14 protein-coding genes are annotated in these 14,728 nt (G+C 39.2%); 12 read left to right on the forward strand and 2 right to left on the reverse strand.

Annotated features, from left to right (window positions below):
- Together MR062_RS03755 and MR062_RS17670 are read right to left on the reverse strand one after the other, a co-directional pair.
- The gene (locus MR062_RS03755) at positions 1-960 is read right to left on the reverse strand and encodes a sugar phosphate isomerase/epimerase family protein (RefSeq protein ID WP_242202745.1); all 960 of its coding nucleotides are present in this window, start codon (positions 958-960) and stop codon (positions 1-3) included.
- Positions 961-1,132: 172 nt separating this feature from the next.
- Positions 1,133-2,173, reverse strand: a complete 1,041-nt coding sequence (locus MR062_RS17670) for a helix-turn-helix domain-containing protein (RefSeq protein WP_242202746.1) — start codon at positions 2,171-2,173, stop codon at positions 1,133-1,135.
- Positions 2,174-2,267: 94 nt separating this feature from the next.
- Here MR062_RS17670 and MR062_RS03765 point away from each other — a divergent pair, with 94 nt between their 5' ends.
- The 12 genes from MR062_RS03765 (at position 2,268) to MR062_RS03820 (ending at position 14,648) form a co-directional block, all read left to right on the forward strand.
- Positions 2,268-3,992, forward strand: coding sequence for a GMC oxidoreductase (locus MR062_RS03765; RefSeq protein WP_242202747.1), 1,725 nt, complete (start codon positions 2,268-2,270; stop codon positions 3,990-3,992).
- Positions 3,993-4,114: 122 nt separating this feature from the next.
- Entirely contained in the window at positions 4,115-4,714 is a 600-nt protein-coding gene (locus tag MR062_RS03770; RefSeq protein WP_242202748.1) for a gluconate 2-dehydrogenase subunit 3 family protein, read from the forward strand.
- Between the two features lie 17 nt (positions 4,715-4,731).
- A complete protein-coding gene (locus MR062_RS03775) occupies positions 4,732-5,526 on the forward strand; it encodes a 3-keto-disaccharide hydrolase (RefSeq protein WP_242202749.1) in 795 nt (264 codons plus the stop codon).
- Position 5,527: 1 nt separating this feature from the next.
- Positions 5,528-6,478 (forward strand): formylglycine-generating enzyme family protein, encoded by a 951-nt coding sequence (locus tag MR062_RS03780; protein ID WP_242202750.1) that lies wholly within the window; start codon positions 5,528-5,530, stop codon positions 6,476-6,478.
- Positions 6,479-6,502: 24 nt separating this feature from the next.
- Positions 6,503-7,831, forward strand: coding sequence for a Gfo/Idh/MocA family protein (locus MR062_RS03785; RefSeq protein WP_242202751.1), 1,329 nt, complete (start codon positions 6,503-6,505; stop codon positions 7,829-7,831).
- Between the two features lie 12 nt (positions 7,832-7,843).
- Positions 7,844-8,773, forward strand: a complete 930-nt coding sequence (locus MR062_RS03790; protein ID WP_242202752.1) for a hydroxypyruvate isomerase family protein — start codon at positions 7,844-7,846, stop codon at positions 8,771-8,773.
- Between the two features lie 11 nt (positions 8,774-8,784).
- A complete protein-coding gene (locus MR062_RS03795; RefSeq protein ID WP_242202753.1) occupies positions 8,785-10,230 on the forward strand; it encodes a Gfo/Idh/MocA family protein in 1,446 nt (481 codons plus the stop codon).
- A 142-nt stretch (positions 10,231-10,372) separates the two neighbouring features.
- Entirely contained in the window at positions 10,373-10,741 is a 369-nt protein-coding gene (locus MR062_RS03800; RefSeq protein ID WP_242202754.1) for a transmembrane 220 family protein, read from the forward strand.
- Between the two features lie 35 nt (positions 10,742-10,776).
- The gene (locus MR062_RS03805; protein ID WP_242202755.1) at positions 10,777-11,580 is read left to right on the forward strand and encodes an EboA domain-containing protein; all 804 of its coding nucleotides are present in this window, start codon (positions 10,777-10,779) and stop codon (positions 11,578-11,580) included.
- 14 nt (positions 11,581-11,594) lie between these two features.
- Positions 11,595-12,494: a TatD family hydrolase gene (locus MR062_RS03810; protein ID WP_242202756.1), complete on the forward strand. Its 900-nt coding sequence runs from the start codon at positions 11,595-11,597 to the stop codon at positions 12,492-12,494.
- A gap of 112 nt (positions 12,495-12,606) precedes the next feature.
- Positions 12,607-13,497: a UbiA-like protein EboC gene (gene eboC, locus MR062_RS03815; protein ID WP_242202757.1), complete on the forward strand. Its 891-nt coding sequence runs from the start codon at positions 12,607-12,609 to the stop codon at positions 13,495-13,497.
- Between the two features lie 2 nt (positions 13,498-13,499).
- Entirely contained in the window at positions 13,500-14,648 is a 1,149-nt protein-coding gene (locus MR062_RS03820) for a 3-dehydroquinate synthase (protein WP_242202758.1), read from the forward strand.
- Positions 14,649-14,728 lie beyond the last annotated feature (80 nt).

Below are 14,728 nucleotides of genomic sequence, written 5' to 3' on the forward strand. Positions count from 1 at the left end.
TTAGTTCATTTCTGTTCCCACTTTTTCAAGTAGTTTTTTAGTAGCAAGAATACCTTCATCCTCACTTAATCTATCTCCCTCATACTCTACATCTATATATCCTGTATACCCAGCATCTTTCACGATTTTAAGCATTTTGGCATAATCTATTTTGGTTTCATTACCAGCTTCATCAAAGTCGTATGACTTAGCGCTTATTGCTTTGGCAAAAGGCATTAATTCTTCAACGCCTTTATATCTATCATATTCTTCGTTGCAGTTGTGGACACCTCCTTTTATACAAAAGTTACCAAAATCGGGGAGCGTGCCACAGTTAGACATATTGACTTGTTTCATGACAGACGATAACCATTCACCGTTAGAAGTATACCCCCCATGATTTTCCACTAAAACATTAATACCTTTAGTTTTGGCATACTCAGATAATTTGCCCAAGCCCTGAACTGCTTGGTTCAATACTTCATCGTAAGTCCCATCGCCATGGGCATTAACCCTAACAGAATGACATCCCAAGGTTTTAGCAGCATCTACCCATTTTTTATGGTTTTCTACGGCAGCATCTTGCTCTTCAACATTACTCGAAGCTAAATTACCTTCACCATCAACCATTATTAAAAGGTTTTTCACACCGTGCTTTTCACTTGCAGCTTTCAATCTATTAACAACTTCATCAATCCCCAACTCTTCCACCTCTTTCTTATAGAGTCCGCTAACATATTCGATAGCCTGAAAACCTAAACTGTGGGCTTCTTTGGCAAAATCGAAAGGACTAATTTCCCCGCTTCTTATTTTTCTATGCAAAGACCATTGTGCTAAGGAGATTTTAAAAAAGGGAGTGGCATCCATTTTTTCAACTGAATTGTTCATAGCTTCTTTTTTCTTTCCATTTGCACAAGAAACAACCACTAGTAGCGTCAAGGCAATTGTAGACATTTTAATAATTGACTTTTTAAATTCCATCTGTTTTATTTTAACATCACGCAATCCTCCAAAAAAAACAACAATACCTTAAATGCTGTTATGGCTTATTACACGATTTGAAATTAATTATCGTGAAAATAAAAAATCAATCGCCAACTCTTGTTTATTTTTATTCAGTGAAAGGATTTATACAATTATTTTAACAGGAAATCTAGTGCATTTCAAGTTCCAAACTTTCTTCAACCAAAAACCTATCCCTATATTCAATAGGTGTACATTTTTCATGCTTTTTAAAAACGGTCGAAAAATATTGGCTTGTTGAAAAGCCACAACTAAAAGCAATTTCAGCAATACTTAAATCGGGAGCCTCTATTAACAAGGTCTTTGATAACTCCACTCTTTTAATCATTAAATATCGCATTGGCGTTAAATTGGTTAGCCTTTTACAATGGTGAGTAAACCTGGTTAAGCCAACCCCAGCAGATTTGGCCATCTTACCGATTGTCCAATCGTCAGAAAGGTTTTTATCCAATTCCTTCAAAAACAGCTGCACACTTCTTGAACTATCAATAAGGTCTTCGTTTAAGGTCACATCTTCAGAATTCAACAAGTCCAACAGCAAAATCAACAAATAATTAATCAACAGCCTTATCCTTGACGCATTACTACCATCGTCATCTGTATTAACTACCTGACTTATACGCTGAAAACAATCGCGAATTCTATTATCCGCTTTCCAATGCACCTTTTCGTTTTGCCTTAAAATGGTGGTCAATCGCTCCAAATCATTTGGCGCCAACATAATCCATTCTGGCCATACCCACTTCTGGTGCGGCCTCCTCACCCCTAAATCCAAAATAACCCAATAGAACTTACCCATTCCAATTTTTGGATCCCCCACCTTATGTGCTTCCCAAGGTCTCGTAACCGTTAAACTATTAGGAAACAACATCATATCCTTTCCTTCTTGGGAATAGGGCATAGAACCAGATTCTAAAAAATGAATTTCTATTCCTTCATTTCTATGCCAATCCAGACCCCAATCCTGAGGCTCATTAGCATCCCAATACCCTACACTATTCAAGCCAAGAGTATCGTCCGTCAAGCGGTCTCCCGGATAAGTATACCTAGCCAAAGCTTTAAACTTTAACTTCTTTCTATTTACGGCATCAACCAAGGGCAAACAGGTATCGGCATGATACACCACTCCCTCGGCTTCAAACGGCGCTATTTGCTGTGCATTTATTTTCACTGAAAAAAATTGAACATTAAATCACCGCAAAATAGCTAATTTGCCTCTAAATAAAAATTTCATCCACAAAAAAATTCCTTTTAAAACATTATAAATGAGCTTATCCTGTTTAGATCCTTCTAAAGAAACTTACGACGCAATCGTTGTAGGAACTGGCATTTCTGGCGGCTGGGCTGCCAAAGAACTTTGCGAAAAAGGTTTAAAAACCCTAGTCCTTGAACGTGGCAGAATGGTAAAACATATTGAAGATTACCCAACGGCACACCTAGATCCTTGGGACATGCCTAATGGTGGGGCCCCTACAAAGGAAACCAAAGAAAGGATGCACAAACAGCATAGAACCGGTTATGTTACCATGGAATACCGCAAACACTTTTTTGTAGACGATTTAAAACATCCTTATAATGAAAACAAGCGTTTTGATTGGATTAGAGGATACCATGTTGGCGGACGTTCCCTTATGTGGGGCAGACAAAGCTATCGCCTAAGTGATATAGATTTTGAGGCCAACAAAAAAGAAGGCATTGCTGTAGACTGGCCCGTTCGCTATAAGGATATTGCTCCTTGGTACGACCACGTTGAAGACTTTATTGGGGTAAGTGGTGAAAATTTGGGATTAAAACAATTACCAGACGGAAAGTTTTTAAAACCAATGAACCTTAATTGCGTTGAAGAACATTTAAAGTCTAAAATCTCCGAGCATTTTGATGACGGCCGATTGCTCACCATAGGCAGGGTAGCCCATATTACAGAAGGCACAAAACCAGGCTTAGGCAGAAGCACATGCCAATATAGAAACCGATGCATGCGAGGCTGTCCCTACGGCGGGTACTTTAGCAGTAATTCGTCTACCCTACCAACCGCTGAAGCTACAGGAAACATGACCTTGAGACCAAACTCGATTGTTTACGAGGTGGTTTACGACGATACCACAAAACAAGCTACAGGCGTTAAAGTAATTGATGCTGAAACCAAAGAAAAAATTGAGTTTAAAGCTAAAATTATTTTCTTGTGTGCCTCCGCCATTGCTTCGGCCTCTATCCTGATGCAATCCAAATCGGAACGCTTCCCTAACGGATTAGGAAACGACAGTGGCGAACTGGGACATAATATTATGGACCATCATTTTCATGTAGGGGCAAGAGCCAAAACCAACCTTTTTAAAGACAAATACACCAAAGGCAGGAGGGCCAACGGCATCTACATCCCAAGGTTTAGGAACATTGGCGGAGAAACTGATAAAAAAGAATTCAAAAGAGGCTATGGCTTCCAAGGTGGCGCAAGCAGATCAGGCACTTCCGAAATGGTTGCCGAACTAAAATATGGACCAGCTTTAAAAGAGGCCATCCTAAAACCAGGAGAATGGTCGGTTGGATTAACCGGTTTTGGAGAAACATTACCAAACCACAGCAACAGAATGTATTTAGATTACGAGAAATTGGATGAATGGGGCTTACCCACCGTAACCTTTGATGCCGATTTTGGAGAAAACGAACTCGCCATGCGTAAGGACATGCAGGAACAAGCGGTTAAAATGTTGGAAGCGGCAGGGTTTAAAGATGTAGAAGGGTATGATAATGTAGAAGGCAGAGCCATGGGATTGGGCATACACGAAATGGGTACTGCCAGAATGGGCAGAGACCCTAAAACATCGGTTTTAAATGAATACAATCAAATTCATTCTTGCAACAATGTATATGTTACCGATGGCTCTTTCATGACCTCGGCAGGCTGCCAAAACCCATCCTTAACCTACATGGCCTTTACTGCCAGAGCGGCAAATCATGCAGCAGAGCAGTTTAAAAAGAATAACGCTTAATTTTTTTTATATGAAATGCCCATTAGCAAAAAGTTGCAAACCAGCCGAAATGATAATAAGGGCATTCCACCTGCCTGCCGGCAAGGCAGGTCTGACCAATAAAAAACAATGAAAATAAACAGATGAAACGAAGAGAAGCATTAAAAAACATAGGCTTAACATCTGCCTTTTTTGTTGCAACACCCTCTGTAATTAGCTTATTACAAAGTTGCTCCAATGATGTCAAATCTTGGACTCCAGAATTTTTAAGTGAACAAGAAGGTGTGGTTTTAACAAACTTGGTCGATATTATTTTACCTAAAACAGAAAATTTGCCATCGGCTTTAGAGCTCAATATCCCGCAGTTTATTGACAAATACATGAATGAAGTTTTTGAAGATGAAGACCAAGGACAATACAAAACAGGATTTAACAATATCATTGGTCTGTTAAGGCCCAACCCTGAAGATGATATTAAAAAAATAACACCAGACAGTTACAAAGCGCTACTGGACAAACACATGTTAATTAAAGGAGAGGTCGATGAGGAAAGAGCATCCAATCCAGAATCTTTAGACCTAACAACATCCGAATTTTTAAACAGCATTAAATGGATGGCCATTAACGCGTACAAAACCACCGAAGAGGTTGGAGAAAAGGTTTTAGCCTACGACCCAGTTCCAGGAGCCTATTATTGTGGCAACCTACAAGAATTAACCGGAGGCAAATCCTGGTCTTTATAAAACCCAACATACAAATAATGCAAACTAAACTATTTACAAAAAACACATGGCTTCTACTCTTGTGCCTCGTTATTTTAACTAATTGCCAAAACAAGACCAAACAACAAGCCGAAAACTGGAAATCTTTATTTAACGGCAAAGATTTAAACAATTGGATCATTAAAATAAAAGGGCATCCTCTGGGAGAGAATTACAAAAACACCTTTATTGTTGAAGATGGCGTTATGAAAGTAAACTATAAGGCTTACGATTCTTTTAACAATGCATTTGGCCATATTTATTACAAAAAGCCTTTTAGCAATTATAAATTCAGAATGCAATACAGATTTACTGGCGAACAGGTAAAAGGCGGCGCTGGATGGGCAACCCGAAACAGTGGCATCATGGTTCATTGTGAAGACCCTAAAAATATAGGACTAAATCAAGACTTTCCTGTTTCAATAGAAGTTCAACTTTTAGGCGGATTAAATTCTGGCGAACGCCCAACAGGGAATTTATGCACCCCTGGTACTCATGTCGTTATAAATGACGAACTTTACACATCGCACTGCATTGATTCTTCATCTAAAACATACAATGGGGACCAATGGGTAAATGTTGAAATTGAAGTGAGAAACGATTCTATAATCAAGCATTTCATTAATGGCAATAATGTACTCACTTACTACAAACCCCAAATTGGGGGGCCAGTGGACTATAATGCCGAGCTATGGAAAAGCAAAGAAGGTACTCCTTTAAAAGGAGGCTATATTTCATTACAAAGCGAAAGCCACCCTGTTGAATTTAAAAATATTGAGATTTTAGAACTTTAAAATGATAAAGACCATTACAAAACTTAACACTTTATTTTTTTTGGGGTTACTATCAAACGTAGCACTATCACAAAACTTTAAAGATTATTCCCAGCAAGTAGAGAGCGCATCTATTTCCATAGACATGGTCGCTATTGAAGGTGGCCATTTTATAATGGGCAATGACCAAGGCAAAGCTGATGAAAACCCAGCTCACAAGGTGTCCGTTGATGATTTTTGGATAGGTAAATATGAAATAACTTGGGAGCAGTACGACGCCTTTGTATATGCAAATTTTGATGCTTCACAATTTCAAGATGATTCCAAACTAAAAGCATTGGGTATCGACGCCGTATCTGGAGCCACACCTCCTTATGTAGATATGAGTTTTAATATGGGCAAAGGCAGTTCTCCGGCGGTTAACATGACCCAATATGCCGCTTTAATGTATTGCAAATGGCTCACCTCAAAAACCGGAATATTTTATCGTTTGCCCACCGAAGCAGAATGGGAATACGTCTGTAAAAAGGGAAACACCGATCAAAACAATTCCTTAAGCGATATTGGCTGGTATGCCGAAAACAGCAACGAAAAATATGAAAAGACGGGAACCAAAAAAGCTAATTCCTTAGGTGTTCACGATTTATTGGGCAATGTTTCAGAATGGGTTTTGGATCAATACGACCCAAACTACTATAAAAACTCACCGGAAAATAATCCCTGGAACAAGCCCTCCAAACTATACCCTCGCGTTTTAAGAGGTGGTTCATGGAAAGATACGGCCGATAAATTGTGCTGCACATCCAGACAAACATCAAACCCTAAATGGAAAAGAAGAGACCCTCAGATCCCCAAAAGTAACTGGTGGCATACCGACGCCCCTTTTATCGGATTTAGAATAGTAAGGCCTAAAGTACAACCCTCAAAAGAAGATATAAAAGCATATTGGCTTGAAGCTATCGCTGACTTTTAAACTTAACAAACTAAAACATACACTATGAAAGACAAAAAAATATCCAGACGGCATTTTGTAAAAGAATCTTCATTAGTTACGGGAGGCATTTTATTAGGCCCTTCACTTTTTGCTTCTCCTATGCATACTACTAAAAAGGAAAAAACCTTAAAACTAGCCCTCGTTGGTTGCGGTGGCCGGGGTACAGGAGCGGCAGTTCAAGCGCTTAAAGCAGACAGCAATGTAAAATTGGTTGCCATGGCAGATGCTTTTGAAGATCAAATTGAAAAATCCCATGGGAACCTATCCAAAATATTTGATAAAAGCAGAATCGAACTAAAACCTAGTATGAAGTTTGTTGGTTTTGGCTCTTACAAAAAAGCCATAGACGAAGCCGACGTGGTCATTTTAACCACACCTCCAGGATTCAGACCCCAACATTTTGAATATGCAGTACAACAAGGCAAGCATGTTTTTATGGAAAAGCCTGTTGCTACAGATGTTGCCGGTATTAAAAAAGTATTGAACGCAGCAAAACTGGCTAAAGAGAAAAAGCTTAATGTTGTAGTTGGTTTGCAAAGGCGTTATCAAGCAGAATATATTGAATTGAATAGACGCATAAAAAATGGCGATTTAGGCAAAATTGTATCTGGGCAAGTTTACTGGAACGGTGCTGGCGTATGGGTGCGCCCTAGAACCGATTCTATGACCGAAATGGAATACCAAATGCGAAACTGGTATTATTTTAACTGGCTATGTGGTGACCATATACTAGAGCAACACATACACAACATAGATGTCGCCAATTGGTTTATTGGAGAGCTTCCCATTAAGGCCCAAGGCATGGGTGGTCGGGAAGTAAGAAAAGGAAAAGACCACGGGCAAATATTCGATCACCATTTTGTAGAGTTCACCTACCCTAGTGGCGCCATTATTTCCAGTCAGTGTAGACATCAACCAGGTTGTTTCAGTCAAGTTTCAGAAACCTTTCAGGGCACTTTAGGAACCTCTTATACTGGTGGTGGCAACACTGCCATTTTAAAATCCTACGACGGAAACAACATATACAAACACGATGGCGAAAACGATAAAAATCCGTACCAAGTAGAACACGACAGGCTTTTTGCTGCAATAAGATCGGGCGAAGAAGTAATAAACAATGCAGAATATGGGGCAGAAAGCACCATGACCGCCATTTTAGGTCGTATGGCAACATACTCTGGCAAAGAAATAAGCTGGGACAAAGCCATGAATTCAGACTTGAAATTAGTTCCAGATGAGGACATGCTCAGTTTTAATTCCGTGCCCCCCGTTGTTCCAAACGAACTAGGCGAATACCCTATTCCCATGCCCGGTCAAACCACATTTTATTAAAAATAAGTTATTTTGAAAAGAAGAGCATTTATAAGAAAAACAGCCGCCACAACATCCTTATTTAGTATGGGGGCTTTGGGCGTACATGCCTTAGATAAAGCAAGCCAAAAAAGCTCAGTTCCAAACCATACGTTCAAACTAAAATACGCGCCGCACTTAGGCATGTTTAAAAACCTTGCAGGCGTCGCCCCTATAGACCAATTAAACTTTATGGCAGAGCAAGGCTTTACTGCTTTTGAAGATAACGGTATGAAGGGCAGGTCTACAGATACCCAAGAACAAATGGCCAAAACCATGGCCAAAAGGAATATGACCATGGGCGTGTTTGTAGCCCATAAAATTTATTGGAAAGAACCCAATTTAGCTAGTGGTGATAAAACAAAACGAGAAGAGTTTTTAAACGACATTAAATCTTCGGTTGAAGTTGCCAAACGTGTAAACGCCAAATGGATGACCGTAGTCCCTGGACATGTAGATTTAAAACAAAATATGAGTTTTCAAACCGAACATGTTATAGAATCTTTAAAACAAGCCTCGGCTATATTAGAACCCCATAACCTCACCATGGTTCTTGAACCCTTAAATTTCAGGAATCATCCAGGGCTCTTTTTAAGTGAATCGCCACAAGCGTATCAAATCTGTAAAGCCGTCGATTCCCCTGCTTGTAAAATATTATTTGATATTTACCACCAACAAATTCAAGAAGGCAATTTAATTCCAAATATTGAGCAATGTTGGGATGAAATAGCCTATTTTCAAATTGGTGACAATCCAGGGCGTAATGAACCTACCACAGGTGAAATAAATTATAAAAATGTGTTTAAATTTATTCATTCCAAAGGTTACAATGGTATATTGGGTATGGAACATGGCAATTCCATAAGCGGCAAAGAAGGCGAATTAAAAGTCATTGAAGCCTATAAAAATTCTGATAGTTTTTAAAAACTTAAACCATGGAGACAAATAGCAAAAAAAATAGCCGAAGGACATTTATAAAAACAACCGCATTAACAGGTTTAGGCATTTCAATTATCCCTCGACATGTTATGGGCAAAGGGTTTATTCCGCCTAGTGATAAATTAAATATCGCTGTTATTGGAGGCGGCGGCAAAGGGTATTCAGACGCTATTAATACTTGGAACAATGGAGCTTCTAACATTGTTGCTATTTGCGATGTCGACTGGAATCAATCTAAAGCCTTAATGGAAAAATTTCCAAATGCTGCCAGATACAAAGATTTTAGAAAACTTCTTGATGGCAGAAACGACATTGATGCCATAACCGTTTCAACACCAGATCACACACATGCTGTTATCGCTATGGCCGCCATTCAATCTGGTAAGCACGTATATGTTCAAAAACCTTTAACCCATGATATCTATGAGGCTAGAATGCTTACTGAAGCAGCTAACAAATACCAAGTAGTAACCCAAATGGGAAACCAAGGTGCTTCAGGGAATGGCGTTAAACAAATGACTAAATGGTTTGACGAGGGTATGATTGGCTCTGTAAATCAAGTCCATGTTTGGACCAACAGACCCGTTTGGCCACAAGGTATTGCCACCCCTACCGAAAAACCAGCATTATTGGATGGATTGGATTGGGACACGTGGATAGGCCCTTCCCAATGGGTAGATTACCACCCACTCTACCACCCATTTAAATGGCGCGGTTGGTGGAATTTTGGAACCGGAGCCCTGGGCGATATGGGATGCCATTTAATGGATCCTCCTTATAGAGTTTTAGGACTTGGTTATCCTACCGAAGTGGAAAGCAGTGTTGGGGCCGTTTTCAAAAAAGACTGGTCTCCAGAATATCTACCAGAATCTTGTCCACCTTCATCTAGAACGCAATTAAAGTTTTCAGCTTCAGCAAAAAACAAATCTGAAGTCACACTAACTTGGTCCGACGGCGGTTTACGTCCATTCCACCCAGACCTTATTCCTGCTGACCATCCTATTGGAGACAACGACAGTACCAATGGTGTTATCATGATTGGAGAAAAAGGCATTATGACCTGCGGCACCTATGGAAGAGCCCCTAAGGTCTATTTGAATAATGGAGAACTCATCACGTTTACCGATGATAAAAAAGACATTTTACCCGAACACGGTCACCATTCCTCTTGGGTAGAAGCCTGCAAAGAAGGCTTTGGCAAAGCAAAACACAAAGCTTTAACTTCATCATTTGATTATGCAGGACCTCTCACAGAAAGTGTTTTAATGGGCAATCTGGCAATTAGAAGTTATATGCTTAGACAGGAAACAAAACCCAACCAATTCCAATACCCAGGCAGAAAAAAACTGTTATGGGACGGCATTAACATGACCGTTAAAAACTTTGACGAAGCCAATCAATTTGTAAAGCGAGAATACAGAGAAGGATGGCAATTACAATAGGATTACTTGTTTTTCTTATGTTCTACCAATAGTTGAGAAAAACAAAAAAAAGCTATTGTTTTATTGCTAAATAATGACGCCCTCCACTGTAAATTAGTTAATTTTACAACGTAGGTGTAATTTTTTATAAAATCCAAGGACCTTGAATAAATCAAAAAAAACAATTAACATCGTACTCTTTATACTATTTGGCATTTTTGCTGTTTTGCAGCTCAATGATCCTGATGCCGTAGTATGGGTTTCAATCTACGGGTTTGTTGCTGCTATTTTTTTATATTCCAATTTCAGGGAAATTCCTAAGAAGGCACTCATATTAATTATCATAGCCTTATTGGCCTATTCTGCCTTTCACCTCTCATTGTTCATCACTTATTTACAAACAGAGCATAAAGAAGAACTATTTGGTAAAATGGTATACGAGAAACCTTATTTGGAAGGGTCCAGGGAATTCTTAGGACTTTTAATAGCAGCCCTGGGTGTTTTATACTTACTTAAACAGAGAAAAGCATAGCATAATAATAACCGCTTCTATTTTACTTTTAAAAGATGAGTTCATTTAAGGAACAAGAACAATTTATAACGCTAGCAAAATCTAAATTTAATTCTAAAGAACTAGACTGGATTCTTGCTAAAACAGCCATTATTTCGAATATAGAGACCTGTAAAAAGTTTAATATGCTTTTTAGTCTTACCTCACGATTTATTGGTAGTGAAACCATAACATGGTCTCCCGACGAATTGGAGCAATTAGAAATAATATACCCCGGATTTTCAAAAACACCATGGAGCAAGCAAGATCTGGCGCGTATTCTATTGATGTTGGCCTTGGATATATCGATAAATAAAACCATTATAGAAGCATTTTTTGAGATTGCCGAAATGAAAGAACAAGTGGTCTTATACAGAGGTCTTTATTTTCTGGAAAACGCATCCGATTTTAGTGCTCAAGTTGCTGAAGGCATCCGTACCAACATGGTAAATGTTTTTGATGCCATTGCATCTGGTAATCCTTTTGCCCTGCAATACCTTGATGAAGAGGCCTGGAATCAACTGGTCCTGAAGTCTTTCTTTATGGATAGGCCCCTTTATAATGTTCAAAACATCGATTTAGGAAAGAATGAACATTTAGCAAATATGCTTCAAGACTATGTAAAAGAGCGTTGGGCTGCAGGCAGACAGGTTTCTCTTGAAATATGGCGCATGGTAGCAGGCTATCTTAGAGATGACATAAAACAACTAATTTCAGAACGATCCTTTGATGGATTGGAAAAAGAAGTCATAGAACAAATTTTGCAACAAGATAATCCCAATCTAAACAGTGAATATTGGGATCGCATAGGTAAAAACTAAATAAAACATATATTATGAATTATATAGATCCGCACATCCACATGGTTTCCAGAACCACCGATGATTATGAAAACATGAGAGCTGCCGGTATCGTTGCGGTTATCGAACCCGCCTTTTGGCTAGGCCAGGCACGTACCAGTGTTGGCTCGTTTAAAGACTATTTTAGCATGCTCGTTGGTTGGGAACGTTTTAGAGCCTCACAGTTTGGCATTAAACACTATTGCACTATTGGTTTAAATTCAAAAGAAGCCAATAACGAAGCCTTAGCAGAACAGGTTATTGACATCTTACCCGAATTTTTAGCCAAAGAGGGCGTTGTTGCCGTGGGTGAAATAGGTTATGACGACCAAACCGCCGCCGAGGATAAGTATTTTAGACAGCAATTGGAATTAGCCAAGGAGTTTGATCTTCCCGTTATGATCCACACACCTCATCGCGATAAAAAGAATGGTACGCTAAGGAGCATGGATGTTATTGAAGAACATGGCATATCGCCCAATAAGGTAGTTATCGACCACAATAATGAAGAGACCGTTAAATGGGTTCGTGATCGTGGTTATTGGGCCGCTTTTACCATTTACCCAAAAACAAAGATGAGTAAAATGCGTATGGTCGATATTGTTAAGAACTATGGCTCGGAGCAAATTATTGTAGACAGTTCGGCCGATTGGGGTGTAAGTGATCCTCTATCGGTTCCTAAAACGGCTGCACTAATGAAAAAGAATGGTGTTTCCGACAAAGATATTCATTTGACCTGTTACCAAAATGCACTCACCATTTATGGGCAAAGCGGACAGTTTAATGAATCGGACTGGCTTAACGAGACTACTGTAAATCAAGCCGATTTGCACGAAGGCAATACCATATTAAGGGGACAAGAAGCCAAAACAATCCATTTTAAAGGTTCTAAATAAAGCATTTTAAAAACATTAAACGATGGATGCTACAGCCTGTGCTCAGCGCAGGTCATGGCCACTGAGTTCCGCCGAAGTGAAGTATAACCTTTGAAAAAAACTAATTACACAAATGAAATGGTATGCTGTCTTGCAAATTATGCGTCCCGCAAATGTTATCACCTCTATTGCTGATATTATTGCGGGTATAGCTATTGCCGGTTTTTTAATTCCAAATATGTGGAATCCGGAAATAATAACACATATCATCCTATTAGGTGTTTCCACTGCATGCTTATATGCCGGGGGCATTGTCTTTAACGATGTTTTTGATATTGAACAGGATAAGATCAATCGCCCAGAGCGTGTTATTCCCAGTGGGAGATTATCACTAAAAGCAGCCCAATCGCTTGGAACAACACTTTTCGCATTAGGTATTATTGCTGCCTTTTTGGTTTCCAAGACCAGTGGTTTTTTGGCCATGGCCATCATGCTTTTAGCACTTTTATATGACAAATACAGCAAGCACCATGTCGCTTTAGGCCCCTTAAACATGGGACTATGTCGTGGTGTTAATCTTATCCTTGGTATGAGTATTAATACGGCATTGGACCCTAAGTACTATTTAATAGGTTTGCTACCTGTAATATTCATTTCAGCCATTACATTAACCGCTCAAAAGGAAACCAAAGGCAAAAATAAAATAGCGATTGCGATTGCCATGCTATTGGATGTCATGATCGTTATTGGGTTTATAGCTATGTACCAATATTACGATCTATCGATTAAGAATGCTTTCATTTTCTTAATGTTTTGGTACGGCATCAATGCATTTGCCAAGTTAAGGGCCATTCTTAACAACAATCCTAAACTAATACAACAAGCCGTTAAACTGGGAGTGTTATCACTTATCCCACTTGACGCAAGCTATACGGCAGGTTTCAGTTCGATAACCATGGCATTATTATTGCTATGCTTTTTACCCCTATCGTTATTTTTATCAAAGAAATTTCCAGTGACCTAATAATGAATAAAACGACAATTATAAAACAATCGTTTCAAGTTAATATTAACTTCAACCTCATATTTACAAGTTCCCTTTTTGAGGTTGACAACCCCATACTTGTCGATTTATTTTCAGATAACGCCCCTACAAAAAGCAATGCCATTGTTATTATTGACGATGGTGTAACCAAAGCGCATCCACATTTAAAAGCTGCGATTTCAAACTATTTTAAAACTCATAATACATTTGTAAACCTACAGGGCGACATTCTGGAAATTCCAGGAGGTGAGCAGGCAAAAAATGACGAATCACATATTAAGACCATTTTAAAAAGCGTTAATAGTTTTGGCATTGACCGACACTCCTATGTTATTGCCATAGGCGGTGGTGCCGTTTTGGATGCTGTTGGATTTGCTGCGGCCATAGCCCATCGCGGCGTTCGCTTAATACGAATCCCCACAACGGTCCTTTCTCAAAACGATTCGGGAATAGGTGTAAAAAATGGTATTAATTACTTTGGAAAGAAAAATTTTGTAGGCACCTTTTCGGCGCCTTTTGCTGTTATTAACGACGATACATTTCTTTCGACCCTAGACGATCGCGATTGGCGTTCGGGCATTTCAGAAGCTATAAAAGTGGCTTTAATAAAAGATCGGGTATTTTTTGAATGGATAGAAGCAAATGCGATAGCGCTTAACAACAGGGACCAAGACGCCATGAACACCTTAATCCACCGGTGCGCTGAAATGCATATGCAGCACATTCAAAATTCTGGAGATGCCTTTGAACAGGGCTCATCCCGCCCATTGGATTTTGGACATTGGGCAGCCCATAAATTAGAGCAATTATCCAATTACAGCATACGTCACGGAGAAGCGGTTGCTATAGGCATTGCCCTAGACAGCACCTATTCTTACTTAAAAGGCCACCTCGACGAAGAAAGCCTAACCCGCATTTTAAATTGCATTTTGAACGCTGGATTTGACCTCACCCACAGTCATTTGAATAACAAGGTTATTAAAGGACTTAATGAGTTTAGGGAACACCTGGGAGGAAAGTTAACCATTATGTTGCTAAAAGCTTTAGGAACCGGTTTTGAAGTACATGATATGGATGAAACCACCGTATTAAAAGCCATAGATTACCTTAACGCTTACCATCAAAATTAGAGCACATGACAAAAATCACTTTTCATATTGCAATCACTTGAACTCAAAGACCTGCTAGGTTTCAAAAACCTGGCAGGTCT

This window comes from Aestuariivivens insulae (assembly GCF_022662195.1).
In the GTDB taxonomy this organism is placed as follows: Bacteria; Bacteroidota; Bacteroidia; order Flavobacteriales; family Flavobacteriaceae; genus Aestuariivivens; species Aestuariivivens insulae.

Coding starts and splice junctions, on each gene's coding strand:
- MR062_RS03770 (WP_242202748.1), top strand. CDS start 4,115: ATGAAACGAAGAGAAGCATTAAAAAACATAGGCTTAACATCTGCCTTT.
- MR062_RS03795 (WP_242202753.1), top strand. CDS start 8,785: ATGGAGACAAATAGCAAAAAAAATAGCCGAAGGACATTTATAAAAACA.
- MR062_RS03765 (WP_242202747.1), top strand. CDS start 2,268: ATGAGCTTATCCTGTTTAGATCCTTCTAAAGAAACTTACGACGCAATC.
- MR062_RS03780 (WP_242202750.1), top strand. CDS start 5,528: ATGATAAAGACCATTACAAAACTTAACACTTTATTTTTTTTGGGGTTA.
- eboC (WP_242202757.1), top strand. CDS start 12,607: ATGAAATGGTATGCTGTCTTGCAAATTATGCGTCCCGCAAATGTTATC.
- MR062_RS03755 (WP_242202745.1), bottom strand. CDS start 960: ATGGAATTTAAAAAGTCAATTATTAAAATGTCTACAATTGCCTTGACG.
- MR062_RS03775 (WP_242202749.1), top strand. CDS start 4,732: ATGCAAACTAAACTATTTACAAAAAACACATGGCTTCTACTCTTGTGC.
- MR062_RS03820 (WP_242202758.1), top strand. CDS start 13,500: ATGAATAAAACGACAATTATAAAACAATCGTTTCAAGTTAATATTAAC.
- MR062_RS03785 (WP_242202751.1), top strand. CDS start 6,503: ATGAAAGACAAAAAAATATCCAGACGGCATTTTGTAAAAGAATCTTCA.
- MR062_RS03810 (WP_242202756.1), top strand. CDS start 11,595: ATGAATTATATAGATCCGCACATCCACATGGTTTCCAGAACCACCGAT.
- MR062_RS03805 (WP_242202755.1), top strand. CDS start 10,777: ATGAGTTCATTTAAGGAACAAGAACAATTTATAACGCTAGCAAAATCT.